Raw genomic sequence first — 17,524 nt, 5'->3', positions numbered from 1 at the left:
CCGGCGGCGGCGCGCGGCGGCCGTTGCAGGGCCGACGACTACAAGACATGGGATTGGAGACAGACACGATGAACACTTACGTTGCCGAAAAACCCACGGTCGCGACCACGCTCGCGCTGTGTTTCGCGATCGCCCTTCTCGAAGGGCTCGACCTGCAGTCGGTCGGCGTCGCCGCGCCGCGCATGGCGCGCGAATTCGGGTTGAGCGTGTCGCAGATGGGCATCGCGTTCAGCGCGGGCACCTTCGGGCTGCTGCCGGGCGCGATGCTCGGCGGGCGGCTCGCCGACCGGATCGGCCGCAAGCGCGTGCTGATCGCGTCGGCCGTGCTGTTCGGGCTGCTGTCGATCGCCACCGCGCAGGTCTCGACCTTCGCGATGCTCGTCGTCGTGCGCGTGCTGACCGGCATCGGCCTCGGCGGCGCGATGCCGAACCTGATCGCGCTGTCGTCCGAAGCGGTCGAGCCGCGCTCGCGCAGCAGCGCGGTGGCGACGATGTACTGCGGCATCCCGTTCGGCGGCGTGATCGCGTCGCTGATCGGCGTGCTGCTCGCCGGCGACACCGAATGGCGGCACATCTTCTACGTCGGCGGCGTGGGGCCGCTGCTGCTCGTGCCGCTGCTGGTGTGGTTCCTGCCGGAATCGCGCGCGTATCTCGACGTCGCCGGCACGCCGGCCGCGCGCACGAGCGTCGCGCGCACGCTGTTCGGCGACGGCCGCACGACGTCGACGGTCGCGCTGTGGATCAGTTACTTCTGCACGCTGATCGTCCTCTACTTCCTGCTGAACTGGCTGCCGTCGCTGATGGCCTCGCGCGGGCTCGATCGCGCGCACGTGGGCCTCGTGCAGATCGCGTTCAACGTCGGCGCGGGGCTCGGCGCGCTCGGCATCGGCGCGGCGCTCGACCGGATGCGCGCGTCGCGCGTGGTTGGCGGCATGTACGTCGGGATCGTGCTGTCGCTCGCCGCGCTCGCGGCCGCGCCGGGCTTCGCGTCGCTCGCGGCAGCCGCGTTCGCGGCCGGGATGTTCGTGGTCGGCGGGCAGTCAGTGCTGTATGCGCTCGCGGCGATCTATTACCCGACCGCGATGCGCGGCACGGGCGTCGGCGCGGCGGTGGCCGTCGGCCGGCTCGGTTCCGTCGTCGGGCCGCTCGCGGCCGCGACGCTGCTGGCCGCCGGCCGCAGTGCGCCCGTCGTGATCGGCGCCAGCATCCCCGTCACGCTCGTCGCGGCCTTCGCCGCATTCGTGCTGATTCGCCGCCCGCAAGCCGGCGACTGAGCTTTCGTTTTTTTCGATGCGCGCCGTCAGAGCGCGCGATTCAACACGGTCTGGAGACGCAACGACATGAAGACGAAGACAAGGAACGGCCTGCTGGCCGCCGGCGCGTGCTGCGCGCTCGCCGCGACCGGCGCGCACGCGCAGTCGAGCGTGACGCTGTACGGGATCATCGATACGGGCGTCGAGTTCGTGTCGCACGCGAATGCGGCCGGCGACCACGTCGTGCGCATGCCGGGCGTGACGGGCGAGCTGCCGTCGCGCTGGGGCCTGCGCGGTACCGAGGATCTCGGCGGCGGCTACCAGGCGGTATTCACGCTCGAAAGCGGCTTCAACGTGCGCGGCGGCGATCTCGGCCAGGGCGGCCGGCTGTTCGGGCGGCAGGCGTTCGTCGGGCTGAAGAGCGGCTTCGGCACGCTCGCGTTCGGCCGTCAGTACACGATGACCTATCTCGCGCTGCAGGGCGCGGACATCATCGGCCCCGACATCTACGGGCTCGGCTCGTTCGACGCGTACGTGCCGAACGGCCGCGCCGACAACGCGGTGACCTACGTCGGCACCTATCGCGGCGTGACGCTCGGCGCCGCGTATTCGTTCGGCCGCGACGGCGCGGGCACCGGCAACTCGCCGGGGCAGGGCACCTGCGCGGGGCAGGTGCCGGGCGATGCCGTCCAGTGCCGCAACTGGTCGGTGATGCTCAAGTACGACAGCGCGTATTTCGGTGCGGCGGCGTCGTACGAGGAGCAGCGCGGCGGCACCGGCGCGGCCGCGAACTTCTTCGATGGCGTGGCGCCCGTTCCTTTCACGAGCAGCGGCGGCAAGGACGCGCGCACGCACGTGAGCGCGTATGCGCAGGCGGCGGGCGCGCGGATCGGCGCGGGCTGGATCGGGCGGCGCGTGTCGACCGGTTCGCCGGCCGCGCCGGGCGCGCATTCGGACCTGTTCTTCCTTGGCGCGTCGTATGCGATCAAGCCCGATTTCGTCGTCGACGGCGAAGGCTACCGGATCGTCAACAGCGCGCACGACACGCGCGCGACGATGGCCACGCTGCGCGCGACCTATCTGCTGAGCAAGCGCACGGCCGTCTACGCGCAATCGTCGTATCTGTGGAACAGCGCGCATGCACGCTACGCGGTCAGCGGCGGCGGGCCCGGCACGACGCCCGGCGCGGGGATGGGGCAGCTCGGCGCGATGGTCGGCGTGCGGCACATGTTCTGATCCGGCAGCCAGACGAACGGGAGCTATCTTGAACAGGAAATCTGCATTCCTCTGTATTGCGCCGCTGTCCGCGGCGGCCATGCTCGCCGGCTGCGGCGGCGACGATTCGGTCAGCGCCACGCCGACGCACCTGAGCGCCGCGACGCCGGCCGCGATGGCGCAGACGTGCGACGCGCTCGCCGCGAAGCTCGCGTATGCGAACACATCGTTCACGTCGGTGACGACCGCGGCCGCCGGCACGCTGACGGTGGCCGGCAAGCCGATCGCCGAGCACTGCGTGATCGACGGGAAGATGAACGAGCGCGTGAGCGCGGTGGACGGCAAGACTTACGCGATCGGCTTCGAGATGCGCTTGCCGAAAGCGTGGAACGGCCGCTTCTTCTACCAGGCGAACGGCGGGCTCGACGGCAACGTCGTGACCGCGACCGGCGAGGTCGGCGGCGGCGGGCCGTTGACCGATGCGCTGAACCAGGGCTTCGCGGTGATCAGCTCGGATTCCGGGCACAGCGCCGCGCAGAACCCGCTGTTCGGCCTCGATCCGCAGGCGCGGCTCGATTACGGCTACGGCGCGGTCGACGCGCTCACGCCGATGGCGAAGCAGGTGATCCGGCTCGCATACGGGAAGACGCCCGACCGCAGCTATTTCGGCGGCTGCTCGAACGGCGGCCGGCACGCGATGGTCACGGCCGTGCGCAACGCGGGCGACTACGACGGGATCATCGCGGGCGATCCGGGCTTCCATCTGCCGAAGGCGGCGATCGGCGAGATGTACGGCGCGCAGCAGTTCGCGAAGATCGCGTCGGCGACCGGGACGAACGGGCTGCCCGACATCCGCAGCGGCTTCACCGATGCCGAGCGCCGGTTCGTCGGCGCGAAGATTCTCGACAAGTGCGATGCGCTCGATGGCGTGGCCGACGGGATGGTGCAGGACGTCGCCGCGTGCCAGGCGCATTTCAGCGTCGAGACGGACATCCCGACCTGCGCGAACGGCACGCGCACCGGCGCGTGCCTCACGACCGCGCAGAAGAGCGCGCTCGAGAACGTGTTCGCGGGCGCGCGCAACAGCGCGGGCACGGCGCTCTATGCGAGTTTTCCGTACGATCCGGGCATCTCGGGCCCCGGCTGGGCCGCATGGAAACAGTCGAATTCGGTCATGCTCGACCCGGCCGCGATGGCGTTCACGTTCATGACGCCGCCGAAAACCGCCGCGACGCTCGCGAACCTCGCCGGCTTCGCGCTCGGCTTCGACATGGACAACGACGCGCCGGCGATCTTCGCGACGAACGGTGTGTACACGCAATCGTCGTGGTCGTTCATGACGCCGCCCGACGAGACCAACCTGTCCGCGCTGAAATCGCGCGGCGCGAAGCTGCTCGTCTATCACGGCACCGGCGACCCGGTGTTCTCGTTCAACGACACGAGCGACTGGTACGGGCGGCTCGCGCAGGCGAACGGCGGCGACGCGTCGGGCTTCGCGCGCCTCTATCCGGTACCGGGCATGAACCACTGCTCGGGCGGGCCGGCGGCCGACCAGTTCGACATGCTGACGCCGCTCGTCGCGTGGGTCGAGCAGGGGCAGGCGCCCGCGGCGATCGTCGCCACGGCGCGCGACACGACGAACGCGGTGCCGAACGCGGACGTGCCGACGTCGTGGGGCGCGGGACGCACGCGGCCGCTGTGCCCGTACCCGCAGGTCGCGCGCTACAACGGCTCGGGCGACGTGAATTCGGCGGCGAGCTTCAGTTGTCGATGATGTAGGGAAGAGGGATGTACCGACGCGCGGAAGCTTCGGTACATTCGCCGCTGTTCGGCGGCGGATGGCGCGAGCGTGCCGGTCCGTCCGGATGGAAACGGCGGTGCGCCGCGCATGACGATCGAGTTTGCCGCCCGACGCGGCTTCCGGGGATACACTGTGGCGCTTTCGCGTCGGCGAGACACGTCCCGGCCGACGTGCGCCGCCAGCTATCCTTCCTCCGATTCGACCATGCAAACCGTAGCGGTACTCGACTTCGAAACAACCGGGCTTTCTCCGAACATGGGCGACAGGGCGACCGAGATCGCCGTGATCCTTCTCCGCGACGGCGAGATCGTCGACCGTTACCAGAGCCTGATGAACGCCGGCCGTCGCATTCCGTCCGACGTCGTCGCGCTCACGGGGATCACGAACGACATGATCGCGTCGGCACCGCCGGTGTCGAAGGTCATGAAGGAAGCCGCGGCATTCGTCGGCAGCCATCCCGTCGTCGCGCACAACGCCGGCTTCGACAAGCGGTTCTGGCAGGCCGAACTCGGGATGCTCGGGATGGCGGCCGAGCATGCGTTCGCATGCACGATGCTCGTCGCGCGGCGCCTCTACCCGCACGCGCAAAGTCACCGCCTGTCGAACCTCGCGACCATGCTGCGCCTGCCGCAGACGGGCCGTGCCCACCGCGCGATGGTCGACGCGGAGATCGCGAGCCATCTGTGGTGCCGGATGCAGCGCGACATCGGCGAGACTTACGGGTTGCGGCAGGTCGATCACGGGCTCATGTCGCGATTGCAGACGACGAGCAAGGCGAAGGTCGCGACGTTTTTCGGTTCATTGGCTGCCGACAGGCGCTGACGTTCAAGCGTCACTCGCCGGGATCCACCGGCACCTCGAGCCCGACCTTCACGCGACTCATGCTCACCAGCGTCTTGAAGCGCTTCACGTTGTTGTTCGCGAAGAACAGCTCGCGCGTGAGCGCGTTGTACTGATCCATGTTGCGCACGGCGAGGATCAGCACGAAATCCCATTCCCCGGTCACGTAGTAGCACTGCTGGATCTGCGGGCAGCGCTCGAAGGTCCGCTTCATCGCGTCGAGCTGGTCGATCTGCTCGCGCTCGACCTCGACGTTCACGACGATCGTCAGCGGATGATCGACCTTCTCCGGCGCGACGACCGCCGTGTAGCGCTCGATCACGCCGTCCTCCGCGAGCCGCCGCAGGCGGCGGTTCACGGCGGCGGTCGACAGGTTCACGCGGGCGCCGAGTTCGGTCTGCGGCGTGTGCGCGTCGCGCTGGACTTCCATCAGCAGCTTGCGATCGAACGCATCGAGTGGGGTGGGCATGATGGCGCGGCAGCCTCGAAAGAATGAGAAATTTTTGCGTCCGGAGCGCCGATTTGGCGATTTTATTGACCGGGATGCGCAATATTATTTTTCGGACCGACGGCGCGCGCAACCCGTATGCGCCCGCACCGCATCCACCGCCGGGCCGCCCGCGCGGCCCATTTCCGGAGCCCTTCCCGCCATGCTGATCGCCAATCCCCGCGCGTCGCGCACCGACTATCCCGACACGCTGCGCCGCATCATGAACATCGCCGCGGCCGACGAGAGCGGCGCGTGGCTCGCGCACTGGCCGCTCGTCGGCGCGGCCCGCACGCCGTTGCGCGCGCTGCCCGATCTGGCCGCGCGGCTCGGCGTCGCGAGTGTCAGCGTGAAGGACGAGGCATGCCGTTCGCCGCTCGGCAGCTTCAAGGCGCTCGGCGCGCCGATCGCGCTGATGCGGCTCGTGAAGCGGTTGCGGCGCAACGAGGCGCTCGATCCGCGGGGGCTCGTCACGGGCCGCTACGCGGCGTCGCTGGCCGACCTGACGGTGATCAGCGCAACCGACGGCAATCACGGCCGCGCGCTGGCCGCCGCCGCGCGCGCGATCGGCTGCCGCTGCGTGATCGTGCTGCACGCGCACGTCGACGCGGAGCGCGAGCATGCGATCGCCGCGCACGGCGCACGGATCGTGCGGATCGCCGGCAACTACGACGAATCGGTCGTGCACGCCGCGCAGCTCGCGGACGCGAACGGCTGGCACGTGGTGTCGGATACGTCGTACGACGGCTACGAGGCGATTCCCCGCGACGTGATGCAGGGCTACGGCGTGATCGCGGCCGAGGCGCTCGCGCAGCAGGCGGCGGGAGAGGGCGGCCTCGGCGGCGACGGCAACGGCGATAACCGGCCGTTCACGCACGTGTTCCTGCAGGGCGGCGTCGGCGGCCTTGCGGCCGGTGTCGCGAGCTATCTGTGGGAGCATGCCGGCGCACGGCGGCCGCATTTCATCGTCGTCGAGCCGCGCCAGGCCGATTGCCTGTACCAGAGCGCGCTCGCCGGGCGCGCGACGAAGGCGACCGGCAGCGTCGACTCGGTGATGGCGGGGCTCGCGTGCGGCGAGGCGTCGCCGCTCGCATGGGACTTTCTCGAGCCGGGCATCGATCACTTCATGCTGATCGACGACGACGACGCGGTGCAGGCGATGCGCGCGCTGGCCGTCGGCAGCGAACGTGACGTGCCGTTCGTGTCCGGCGAGTCGGGCGCGGCGGGCATCGCGGGGCTGACCGTGCTGATGCGCGATCCGGCGCTCGCACGCCAGGTCGGGCTCGATGCGAACGCGCGCGTGCTGGCGATCAACACGGAAGGCGCGACCGCGCCGACCGTCTACCGGCGGTGTGTCGGCGAGACGGCCGACGCGGTGCTGGCGCGCCAGCGCGACTGGCTGACGCGGACCCGCGCGGCCGCAGAAACCTGAGCGACCCGAACGACATGACGACCGACGAGGCAAGCACGATGGACGCACTGGACGCAATGGCGGAAAGCACGCTGCAGGGCCGGCTGAAAACCTGGCGCCGGCATCTGCACCAGCACCCCGAGACGGGTTTCGAGGAAGTGAACACGTCGGACTACGTCGCGCGGATCCTGACGACGCTCGGGCTCGACGTGCAGCGCGGGATCGGCGGCACGGGGCTGGTCGCGAACCTGACGGTCGGCACCGGCACGCGCGCGATCGGCATCCGCGCGGACATGGACGCGCTGAACATCGCCGAGCACGCGCCGGGCCGCGAACATGCGTCGCGCACGCCGGGCAAGATGCACGCGTGCGGGCACGACGGCCACATGTCGATGGTGCTCGGCGCCGCGCAACTGCTGGCCGAGCGCAAGGACTTCGACGGCACCGTGCGCTTCATCTTCCAGCCGGCCGAGGAACATGGCCGCGGCGCGAAGGCGATGATGGCCGACGGGCTGTTCGAGCGTTTCCCGGTCGATGCGATCTTCGGCGCGCACAACATGCCGGGCATGCGCGCCGGCACGTTCGCGACGCGCACGGGCGGCATCATGGCGAGCGAGGACAACTTCGTGATCCGGATCGACGGGCGCGGCACGCATGCGGCGCGCCCGCACATGGGCATCGATCCGATCGTGATCGGCTCGCAGATCGTGCTCGCGCTGCAGACGATCGTGTCGCGCAATCTCGATCCGGGCCGGCAGGCGGTGATCTCGTGCACGGAGTTCATCACCGACGGGCTGCGCAACGTGCTGCCGTCGACGGTGACGATCAAGGGCGACACGCGCAGCTATGCGCGCGACGTGCAAACGCTGCTCGAAACGCGGATGCGCGAGATCAGCGAAGGGATCTGCCGCACGCACGGTGCGGCGTGCACGTTCGAATACACGCACGAGTTCGCGCCGACGGTGAATTCCCCGGAATGGGTCGACACGGCCGTCGAGGCCGCGGCGCACGTCGCGGGTGCCGACGCGGTGAACGCCGACGTGCAGCCGATGATGATCTCGGAAGACTTCGGTGCGTTCCTGCAGGCGGTGCCCGGCAACTTCGTGTTCATCGGCAACGGCGAAGCGGCCGAGCGCGGCGGGGTGCCGCTGCACAACGCGACGTACGATTTCAACGACGAGATTCTGCCGGTCGGTGCGCGGTATTTCGCGGAGGTGGCGCGACGGGCGTTGAAGGCGGCGTAGCAGGCCTCCGACGGTCTGTTCGCAGGCCCCCGCTACGTGTTCGGTTCGCCCGGCAGGCCGTTACGCTTCGGCCGCCCGCGTGGCCGACACGTCGGCCGTGCCGGTGCGATCGAGAATCGCCAGCACTTCGCGCGCGGTGTTCTCCGAATGGCTGCGCAGCACCTGCGGCAGCCGCGCGTGGTCGGGATCGGCGAGCGCGGCCATGATCGCTTCGTGCTCGTGCAGCGATTCGGCCCAGCGCAGCGTGTCCGCGTTCGCGGCGCCGCGCGCGCGGTGCACCTTCGACATCAGCGACGCATAGATGCCCGACAGCACCGGGTTGCCGGCCGCGTCGATGATCATCTGATGAATCTGCTGGTTCAGCCGGAAATACTCGACCCGCTTGCCGGCCTCGTGACACTCGACCATCCGCCGGTGCTTCGCCTGCAGCGCGGCGAGCGTCGACGTGCCGATCCGCTTGCGCAGCAATTCGCCCGCCATCGCCTCGAGGCCGTGCAGCAGTTCGAACGTCGACACGAGATCGTCGATGTCGATCGACGCGACGCGATAGCCGATGTACTGGCGATGCGTGACGGCGCCTTCCGCGACGAGCACCTTCAGCGCTTCGCGCAGCGGCGTCTTCGACACGTCGAACGCGAGGCTCAGTTCCTTTTCGTCGATCCGCGCGCCGGGCGGCAGTTCGCCCTCGTCGATCATCACGCGCAGGCGCGCGGCGATCTCCGCGGCCATGCCGCGCGTGCGCAGAAGCAGGGGATTGCGGGGTGTCTGGCTCATGATGGCGCAAGCTTATCACGATATCGGGGCTTACCCTGCACCACGATAGTGATAAAACAAATTCAATGAAACCAAGCGTTTACGCTAACAGTAATTATAAATTTCTAATCCTATACTCGGCTCAACGTTGCGCGACGTCCTGACCATCCTCGTTCATCCCTGGAGTCCGTTCATGTCTTCAACCTCCGGTGTCGCTGCCCTGACGGTCGGCAAGTCCGCCGTCCGCTGGAAGATATTCGTCGTCATGCTGAGCCTCATCGCGATCAACTACGTCGATCGCGCGTCGCTGTCCGTCGCCATGCCTTACATCTCGCAGGAGTTCAAGATCGGGCCGGCGATGGAGGGCCTGATCCTCAGCTCGTTCTTCTGGACCTATGCGGTGATGCAGATCCCGGGCGGGATGCTGGCCGACCGGTTCAAGCCGCGCATCGTGATCGCGACGGCGACCGTGTTCTGGGGCTTCTTCCAGGCGATCGCCGCGCTGTGCACGAACGCGCCGTCGCTGCTGCTCACGCGCCTCGGCCTCGGCGCATCCGAAGCGCCGATCTATCCGGCCGGCGGCAAGCTCAACGCGATCTGGATGACGCAGACCGAGCGCGGCCGCGGCGCCACGCTGCTCGACGGCGGCGCGCCGCTCGGCGCGGCCCTGGGCGCGGTGCTGATCGCCGGCCTGATCGCGCTGCTCGGCTCGTGGCGGCTCGCGTTCGCGGTGGCCGGCGTCGGCACCGTGCTGGCCGGTTTCCTCGCCTGGTACTACATCCGCAACACGCCGCGCGAGCATCCGGGCGTCAACGATCTCGAGGCCGACTACATCGAGGCGTCTCACGCGAGCGACCTCGCGGCCGAGCCGGCCGGTGCATCGGGGCGCTCGCGTGACTTCTTCAAGTACCGCTCGGTGTGGTGCATGTTCTTCGGCTGGATGTGCTTCAACAGCGTGTTCTACGGGCTGCTCACGTGGATGCCGAACTACCTGCACAAGGTGCACGGCTTCGACATCAAGCAGATGGGCGGGTCGACCTTCATCATCTTTTTCTGCGGCTTCGTCGGCGAGCTGCTCGGCGGCTGGATCGCCGACAAGTGGAAGGCCGCGGGCGGGCGTCCGAACGTCGTGATGCGCACGCTGTTCGGCATCGCCGCGGTGATCGCGACCGTGTCGATCTTTTCCGTCGCCTACGTGAAGAGCCCGGTCGTGTGCGTCGCGCTGCTGTCGACGACGCTGTTCTTCCTGCGCTGGTGCGGGCTGTACTGGTGCATCCCGTCGTCGCTCGGCACACGCAACAAGATCGGCTTCCTCGGCGGCCTCATGAACCTCGGCGGCAACATCGGCGGCATCACCGTGCCGATCCTCGTCGGCGCGATCGTGCAGTTCACCGGTTCCTACTTCCTTGCGCTGATGGTGTTCGCGGCGGCCGGCGTCGGCCTGCTCGTGTGCTCCAGCGCGATCGACTACGAAAACAAGCTCCCCGTCTGACCGACCCCTTTCACTGCATCGACTGCATTTACTGGTAGAGAGAAAACCACCATGAAGAAACGTACCCTGCTCGGCATGCTCACCCCTTCGTCCAACACGTCGCTCGAACCGCTGACGAGCGCGATGGTCGCCGGCCTGCCGGGCGTGTCCGCGCACTTCGCGCGCTTTCCCGTCACCGAAATCTCGCTGACGGGCCAGGCGCTCGGCCAGTTCGACGACGACAAGATCATCCAGGCCGCGATGCTGCTCGCCGACGCGAAGGTCGACGTGATCGCGTGGAACGGCACGTCGTCCGGCTGGCTCGGCTTCGAGGCCGACGAGCGGCTGTGCCAGCGCATCACCGCGGCGACCGGCATTCCGGCCACGACGTCGGTGCTCGCGCTCAACGAGATCCTGAAGAAGACGAACGCGCACGAGTTCGGCCTCGTCACGCCGTATCTCGACGACGTGCAGACGAAGATCGTCGACAACTATCGCCGCTCGGGGCTGAACTGCATCGCCGAGCGCCACCTGAACCTGAAGGTCAATTTCTCGTTCTCCGAAGTGACGGGCGACCAGATCGGCGGGATGGTGCGCGAAGTGGCGAAGGCCGGCCCGCGCGCGATCTCGATCTTCTGCACGAACCTGAACGCCGCGCACCTGGTGCCGGCGCTCGAGGAAGAGACGGGCATTCCGATCTACGACACGATCTCGACCGTCGTGTGGAAGTCGCTGCAGCTCGCCGACTACGACACGCGGCAGGTGAAGGGCTGGGGGCGTCTCTTCAGCGACGTGATCTGAGGCGCGAGTCATGTCGAACGATCTCGATTTCGTGATCCGTCACGCGGACGTCGTGACGGCGGCGGACCGGTTCTCGTGCGACATCGGCATCCGCGCGGGGCGCGTGGCCATGCTCGGCCACGGGCTGCCGCGCGCGCCGCGCGAGCTCGATGCGAGCGGCATGCTCGTGATGCCGGGCGGCGTCGATGCGCACTGCCACCTCGACCAGCCGATGCCCGACGGGCTGAAGATGGCCGACGATTTCCTGTCCGGCACGCGCTCCGCGCTGTGCGGCGGCACGACCACCGTCGTGCCGTTCGCCGCGCAGGCGAAGGGGCAGTCGCTGCAGGCGGCCGTCGACGACTATCACCGGCGCGCGGAAGGGCGCGCGCTGATCGACTATGGTTTTCACCTGATCGTCGCCGATCCGACGCCGCACGTGCTGGCCGAGGAGCTGCCGCGGCTGATCGCGAACGGCTACACGTCGTTCAAGGTGTACATGACCTACGACGACCTGAAGCTGAACGACCGGCAGATGCTCGACGTGCTGTCGGTCGCGCGCGAGCACGGCGCGCTCGTGATGGTGCATGCGGAGAATTCGGACTGCATCGGCTGGCTGACCGAGCGGCTGCTCGGCGACGGCCACGTCGCGCCGCATTTTCATGCGCACGCGCGGCCGGCCGTGGTCGAGCGCGAGGCGACGCATCGCGCGATCGCGTTCGCGGAACTCGTGGACGTGCCGATCCTGATCGTGCACGTGTCGGGCGCCGAGGCGATCGAGCAGATCCGCTGGGGACAATCGCGCGGCCTGCCGATCCTGGCCGAAACCTGCCCGCAGTACCTGTATCTGACGGCCGCCGATCTCGGTCATCACGGTCACGACGGCTACGAAGGCGCGAAATGCGTATGCAGCCCGCCGCCGCGCGATCCGGCCAACCAGCAGGCGGTGTGGAAGGCGCTGAAGCAGGGCGTGTTCTCGGTATTCTCGTCCGATCACGCGCCGTTCAACTACGACGATCCGTGCGGCAAGCATCCGGGCGGGCAGGCCGTCTCGTTCGACCATATCCCGAACGGGATTCCCGGTCTCGAGACGCGGCTGCCGTTGTTGTTCGATGGCGTGCGCAAGGGGAAGCTGTCGCTGCATCAGTTCGTCGAGCTGACGTCACTGCGGCCCGCGAAGCTGTACGGGCTGTATCCGCGCAAGGGGACGATCGCGGTCGGCGCCGATGCGGATATCGTCGTGTGGGATCCGGACAAGCGCGTGCGGATCGCGAATGCGTCGCTGCATCATGCGGTCGACTACACGCCTTATGAAGGGACCGAGGTGACGGGCTGGCCGCGTCATTGCCTGTCGCGCGGCGAGCTGCTCGTCGAGGACGGCCGGCTGCTCGCCGCGGAGCCGGGGCGCGGGCAGTTCCTGCCGGCCGGCAAGCCGTGTCTTGATTGACGTCGCGCGATGCGATTGCGATATGAGCGCCCGCGCGACGCGGCGGGCGCCGTTTCAACAGGAGCTACGATGAGCGTTTTCCTCGCAATGCGCGGCCTCGCGGCCGCGGCAATCGTCGCCGGATCATGCGGCGGCGGCCCGGCGCTGGCTGCCGGCGGCGCGCCGCAGGACCCGCCGAGCGTCGTGCCCGAGTCGGCCGGCGTCGATTCGGCGCCGCTCGTGCGGCTGTCCGAATGGCTGCGCCGCGACCGGATGGACGTGCGCAGCCTCGTCGTCGTGAAGGACGGCAAGATCGTGTTCGAGCGCTACGGCGACGGCCTCACGCGCGACAACAACTACGAGCTGTATTCGGTGACGAAGACGATCACCGCGCTGCTCGCCGGCATTCTCGACGGCGAAGGCAAGCTCGGCCCGTCGACGAAGGTCGCGCCGCTGATCGCGGCCGCGCGGCCCGATCTCGCGAGCGAACTCGCGGACAAGCAGGATATCGAGCTGCGGCACCTGATGTCGATGTCGAGCGGGTTGCGCTACACGACGCGCGAAGGCACCGATCCGCTGTACTACGACGCGCCCGACCGGCTGCAGGTTGCCGTGACGAGCCGCGCCGCGCAGCCGCCCGGCACGCACTTCGACTACATCGACGTGAACCCGGTGCTGGTCGGCACGGCCGTGTCGATCGCCGCGCGGGAGCGGGAGGACGACTTCGCGCGCAAGCGGCTGTTCGAGCCGCTCGGCTTCGCGCACTACCGCTGGAGCGGCGCCGACGGCACCGGCGCGGTGGCGGGCGGCTGGGGCCTGCGGCTGCGCGCCGTCGACATGGCGAAGATCGGCATGCTGCTGCTCGACAACGGCCGCTGGAACGGCAAGCAGGTCGTGCCGGCCGGCTGGGTCGGGCAGATGACGACGCCATCGCCGGCCGCGGCCGACTACGGCTACTACTGCTGGATCGGCCATGTCGTCGAGCACGGCACGCCGGAATTCGGCGCGATGGGCTTCAAGGGGCAGTTCATCACGGTGCTGCCCGCGCAGCGCGCAGTCGTCGTGATGACGAGCCTGCTGCCGACCGACGGCGGCTTGCGCGACGCGACCTACCTGAACCTCTATCGGCGGATGGTCGGCGACTACATCCTGCCGGCGCTCACGCCCGCGCGGCCGCCGGTCGAAAGCGCGGCAGCCACGCAGGCGCTGCGCGACGAACTCGAGCGCAGCCAGCAGACGAAGGGGGTGCCGGGTACCGCCACCGCGTTCAACGATGCACCGGAGATTTGATGAGGATTGCAAACTTCATTGACCATTCGTCCGCGTGGCGTTCCGATGCGCGGCGGCCCGCTGCGCCGTTCATGCGCCGGCTGCTCGCGCGGGTTGCCGCGTTGCTGATCGGCGGCGGTGCGCTGATGTCCGCATCGGCACCGGTGCTGTCCGCGGCGCACGCGGCCGACGCGTTGCCGCTGCCGCCGCTGCATGAAACCGGCATCACGGTTGCCGTGCCGGAAGACGTCGGCGTCGATTCGCGCAAGCTCGTCGCGCTGTCGCGCTGGATCCGCGAGCAGAAGCTCGACGTGTACAGCCTGCTCGTCGTGAAGGACGGCAAGCTGATCTTCGAGCGCTACGGCGCGAACGCGTCGCGCGACTCGACGTACGAGCTGTACTCGGTGACGAAGGCCGTGACGTCGCTGGTCGCGGGCATCCTGGTTGATCAGGGCGCCGTGCATGTCGACGAGCCGGTGGCCGCGCGGCTCGCCGCGTGGCGCCCCGAACTCGGCGGCGCGCTCGCGGACAAGCGCGGCATCGCGCTGAAGCACGTGCTGTCGATGGCGAGCGGGCTGCATTACGACTTCAGCCCGAAGGACGATCCAATCTACTACACGGCGCCGGACCGGCTGAAGCTCGCCGCGTCGGCCGCGCCGAAGGTCGCGCCGGGCACCGCATTCGAGTACACCGACGTGAACCCGATTCTCGCGTCGGCGATGTTGAGCGCGGCGGCCGGCGAACCCGTCGAGCGCTATGCGCGCACGCACCTGTTCGGCCCGCTCGACATGAAGCGCGCCGCATGGGAGCGCGCGGACCGCACGGGGCTCGTGTCGGCCGGCTGGGGGCTGCGGCTGCGTGCCGTCGACATGGCGAAGATCGGCATGCTCGTGCTCGACGGCGGGCGCTGGCAGGGGCGGCAGGTGGTGCCGCAGGCGTGGATCGCGCAGATGACGGCGCCGCGCGTGTCGCCGCACTTCGGTTACTACTGGTGGATCAACAACATCGTCGACAGCGAGCCGGAATTCGACGCGATGGGCTTCAAGGGGCAATTCATCACGGTGCTGCCGAAACGCAATACGGTGATCGTGATGACGGGCGTGCTGCCGGTGGACGGCGGCCTGCGCGACGCGGAGAACGTGAAGCTGTTCCGGCGGATGGTGAACGGCTACATCCTGCCGGCGCTCGATGGCGGTGCGGCGCCGGGGCAGGGCGGCGGCGATACGCGTGCGGCGCTGCGCGACGAACTCGAAGTGAGTGCGCGCACCGCGGGAGTGCCCGGCACGCAGGTCGATCCGACCGATCTGCCAAAGTAGGCGCGTCGATACGTGTGGGGCACTGCGTGTGGAGCGGGAAGTGAGTGCGCGCTCCGTGGGCGTGCTGGGCGCGCAGGTCGATTCGACCGATTTGCTGAAGTGGCCGCGTCGATACGTGTGGGGCGCTGCGTGTGGAGCGGGAAGTGAGTGCGCGCTCCGTGGGCGTGCTGGGCGCGCAGGTCGATTCGACCGATTTGCTGAAGTGGCCGCGTCGATACGTGTGGGGCGCTGCGTGCGGAGCGGGAAGTGAGTGCGTGCTCCGTGGGCGCGCTGGGCACGCCGGTCGATTCGACGGATCTGCTGAAGTAGCGTCGGGCAGGCGTCCGGTCGGCCCGATGCAGGCGAGCCGGACGCACCGCGTGTCTCACATCACACCAGTTCACCCAGGCACGCGTCGAACTGCGCGACGAGCGTGTCGACATCGTCGGCCGTCGTCTGCGGACATACGAGCATCATGTTGTGGAACGGCGTGATCAGCACGCCGCGGTTCAGCAGATACAGATGCACGATGTGCTCGAGTTCGCTGTCGAGCTGCTCGCCGGCGATCGTGCCGTTGCGCGGCGGCACGGGCGTGAACTGGAACTCGGTGCGCGCGCCGATGCGCGTCACGCACCACGGCAGCCCGTGTTTTGCGATCGCCTGTTCGAGCCCGGCCGCGAGCCGCGCGGCGAGCGCGAACATATGCGCATACGCGGCATCGGTCGCGACGTCGGCGAGCGTCGCGCGCATCGCATGCATCGCGAGCATGTTCGCGGTGAGCGTCGTGCCGATCCCGGAATGGCCGGGCGGTGCGCTCAGCTTCGCCTGTTTCGCGCGTTCCGCGAAGTCCGCGCTGAACCCGTACACCGCGCACGGCACGCCGCCCGCGATCGGCTTGCCGACCACCAGCGCGTCCGGTTCGAGACTGTGCGCGGCCGCGTAGCCGCCCGGGCCGCTGCTGATCGTGTGGGTTTCGTCGATCACGAGCAGCGTGCCGTAGCGGCGCGTGAGTTCGCGCGCCGCCTCCCAGAAGCCCGGCTCGGGCAGCACCATCCCGATGTTCGTCATCGCCGGCTCGGCGAGCACGCATGCGACGTCGCCATCCTTCAGTGCCGCCTCGAGCGCGGCCAGATCGTTGAACTCGACCACGCGTGTGTTCGCGAGCAGGTCGTAGGACTGCCCGAGCAGGCTGTCGCGCTGCACCGCACGGCCGTCGACGAGATCGACGAACACGTCGTCGACCGTGCCGTGATAGCAGCCGTTGAACACGACGATCGTGTTGCGGCCGGTGGCCGCGCGCGCCCAGCGCAGCACGAAGCGATTCGCGTCGCTCGCGCTCAGCGCGAACTGCCAGACCGGCAGCCTGAAGCGGCGCGCGAGTTCGCGCGACACCCAGGCGGCGTCCTCGCTCGGCAGCATCGTCGTGTAGCCGCGCGTCGCCTGTTCGGCGAGCGCGCGTGCGACCGGCTCGGGCGCATGGCCGAACATCGCGCCCGTGTCGCCGAGACAGAAGTCCGCGTAACGATGACCGTCGACGTCGGTGAAGGTCGCGCCGCGCGCCTCCTTCACGACCAGCGAGAACGGGGTCGACCAGTCCTGCATCCAGTGCAGCGGCACGCCGAACAGCAAATGCTCGGACGCTTCCGCGGACAACGCGCGGGAGATCGGCATGGCTTCGGTGAATGCACGGCGCTCGCGATCGAACAGCGCGCGGGCGCGGATGAGGTCGACTCCGTGGCGGGTCTGCAATTGAGGCTCCTGTGACGGTTTGAATGGAATGTTGACGTCTCCGCGAGCTTGTCATATTCCATGCGCGTGGTCGATTCGGACTCGACCGTGTATCCGTCAGACGTGGAGTTTTTGCGCATAAACATACGACAACGGATATCTATGTAGGCCGATCAGGAAGTGAGTGTGCGCACACATACGGGGCGAGGTATCAGCAAAAGTGGGGTAAACGACCGTCATGTACGCGGTGGCGACCACGTCTGGACTTCGCAATGTAGTGTGACGACGTATGAGTAGAGATATGCCGTCCGGCGTGTCGATACCTGGACCGCTGAAGGAGTCGCGCCCACGGCCGCAAGCCGCCGCCCTTCGTCTTCACCCGTCCGATCGCTCGCGTCGCGCCTTCATCGGCTGGAACGGCGCGCTCGCCGACCGTCACGTCGCCGGGGCCGATCCATGCATTCAACGTGAGCGCGATGACGCTGACGAACGTGTCGATCGCGGGCAGGTGGTCAACACGACGATCGGCGACAAGCGGTGATGTGACGGGG

At 68.6% G+C, this 17,524-nt stretch carries 15 protein-coding genes; 12 read left to right on the top strand and 3 right to left on the bottom strand.

Annotation, left to right across the window (positions count from 1 at the left end):
* Positions 1-68: 68 nt before the first annotated feature.
* The 4 genes from mhpT to PL79_RS01620 all read left to right on the top strand — a co-directional run bounded on the left by mhpT (position 69) and on the right by PL79_RS01620 (position 5,091).
* Positions 69-1,274 carry a 3-(3-hydroxy-phenyl)propionate transporter MhpT gene (gene mhpT, locus PL79_RS01635; RefSeq protein WP_044847372.1) on the top strand — a complete coding sequence of 402 codons (1,206 nt, stop codon included), beginning with the start codon at positions 69-71 and terminating at the stop codon, positions 1,272-1,274.
* Between the two features lie 66 nt (positions 1,275-1,340).
* Positions 1,341-2,489 carry a porin gene (locus PL79_RS01630; RefSeq protein ID WP_044847371.1) on the top strand — a complete coding sequence of 383 codons (1,149 nt, stop codon included), beginning with the start codon at positions 1,341-1,343 and terminating at the stop codon, positions 2,487-2,489.
* Between the two features lie 28 nt (positions 2,490-2,517).
* Positions 2,518-4,242: a tannase/feruloyl esterase family alpha/beta hydrolase gene (locus tag PL79_RS01625; RefSeq protein ID WP_044847370.1), complete on the top strand. Its 1,725-nt coding sequence runs from the start codon at positions 2,518-2,520 to the stop codon at positions 4,240-4,242.
* A gap of 231 nt (positions 4,243-4,473) precedes the next feature.
* Positions 4,474-5,091 carry a 3'-5' exonuclease gene (locus tag PL79_RS01620; protein WP_044847369.1) on the top strand — a complete coding sequence of 206 codons (618 nt, stop codon included), beginning with the start codon at positions 4,474-4,476 and terminating at the stop codon, positions 5,089-5,091.
* A gap of 10 nt (positions 5,092-5,101) precedes the next feature.
* On the opposite strand, the gene PL79_RS01615 is transcribed toward PL79_RS01620, so the two are convergent.
* On the bottom strand, positions 5,102-5,578 hold the full coding sequence (locus tag PL79_RS01615) for an Lrp/AsnC family transcriptional regulator (RefSeq protein ID WP_044847368.1): 477 nt from the start codon (positions 5,576-5,578) through the stop codon (positions 5,102-5,104).
* A gap of 181 nt (positions 5,579-5,759) precedes the next feature.
* On the opposite strand from PL79_RS01615, the gene PL79_RS01610 reads away from it, so the two are divergent.
* Both PL79_RS01610 and PL79_RS01605 read left to right on the top strand, forming a co-directional pair.
* Positions 5,760-7,028 (top strand): diaminopropionate ammonia-lyase, encoded by a 1,269-nt coding sequence (locus tag PL79_RS01610; protein ID WP_044847367.1) that lies wholly within the window; start codon positions 5,760-5,762, stop codon positions 7,026-7,028.
* A gap of 38 nt (positions 7,029-7,066) precedes the next feature.
* Positions 7,067-8,251 carry a M20 aminoacylase family protein gene (locus PL79_RS01605; protein ID WP_044847395.1) on the top strand — a complete coding sequence of 395 codons (1,185 nt, stop codon included), beginning with the start codon at positions 7,067-7,069 and terminating at the stop codon, positions 8,249-8,251.
* Positions 8,252-8,311: 60 nt separating this feature from the next.
* On the opposite strand, the gene PL79_RS01600 is transcribed toward PL79_RS01605, so the two are convergent.
* Positions 8,312-9,025 (bottom strand): GntR family transcriptional regulator, encoded by a 714-nt coding sequence (locus PL79_RS01600; protein WP_044847366.1) that lies wholly within the window; start codon positions 9,023-9,025, stop codon positions 8,312-8,314.
* Positions 9,026-9,197: 172 nt separating this feature from the next.
* Here PL79_RS01600 and PL79_RS01595 point away from each other — a divergent pair, with 172 nt between their 5' ends.
* The 5 genes from PL79_RS01595 to PL79_RS01575 all read left to right on the top strand — a co-directional run bounded on the left by PL79_RS01595 (position 9,198) and on the right by PL79_RS01575 (position 15,266).
* Positions 9,198-10,496 carry an MFS transporter gene (locus PL79_RS01595; protein WP_044847365.1) on the top strand — a complete coding sequence of 433 codons (1,299 nt, stop codon included), beginning with the start codon at positions 9,198-9,200 and terminating at the stop codon, positions 10,494-10,496.
* 51 nt (positions 10,497-10,547) lie between these two features.
* The gene (locus PL79_RS01590; protein ID WP_044847364.1) at positions 10,548-11,276 is read left to right on the top strand and encodes a maleate cis-trans isomerase family protein; all 729 of its coding nucleotides are present in this window, start codon (positions 10,548-10,550) and stop codon (positions 11,274-11,276) included.
* Between the two features lie 10 nt (positions 11,277-11,286).
* Positions 11,287-12,702, top strand: a complete 1,416-nt coding sequence (gene hydA, locus PL79_RS01585) for a dihydropyrimidinase (protein WP_044847363.1) — start codon at positions 11,287-11,289, stop codon at positions 12,700-12,702.
* 69 nt (positions 12,703-12,771) lie between these two features.
* Complete coding sequence (locus tag PL79_RS01580) at positions 12,772-13,971, top strand: serine hydrolase domain-containing protein (protein ID WP_052664796.1); 1,200 nt, start codon at positions 12,772-12,774, stop codon at positions 13,969-13,971.
* Positions 13,971-15,266, top strand: coding sequence for a serine hydrolase domain-containing protein (locus PL79_RS01575; RefSeq protein WP_082088687.1), 1,296 nt, complete (start codon positions 13,971-13,973; stop codon positions 15,264-15,266). Before PL79_RS01580 ends, PL79_RS01575 begins: the two co-directional genes overlap by 1 nt.
* A 369-nt stretch (positions 15,267-15,635) precedes the next feature.
* On the opposite strand, the gene PL79_RS01570 is transcribed toward PL79_RS01575, so the two are convergent.
* Complete coding sequence (locus PL79_RS01570) at positions 15,636-16,994, bottom strand: aspartate aminotransferase family protein (RefSeq protein WP_044844958.1); 1,359 nt, start codon at positions 16,992-16,994, stop codon at positions 15,636-15,638.
* Positions 16,995-17,274: 280 nt separating this feature from the next.
* On the opposite strand from PL79_RS01570, the gene PL79_RS36420 reads away from it, so the two are divergent.
* Positions 17,275-17,514: a hypothetical protein gene (locus tag PL79_RS36420; RefSeq protein ID WP_044844959.1), complete on the top strand. Its 240-nt coding sequence runs from the start codon at positions 17,275-17,277 to the stop codon at positions 17,512-17,514.
* Positions 17,515-17,524 lie beyond the last annotated feature (10 nt).

This window comes from Burkholderia sp. USMB20 (assembly GCF_000949135.2).
Lineage (GTDB): Bacteria > Pseudomonadota > Gammaproteobacteria > Burkholderiales > Burkholderiaceae > Burkholderia.
Note: the sequence above shows the minus strand (reverse complement) of the source record. Positions and strands in the feature narration are given on the sequence as shown.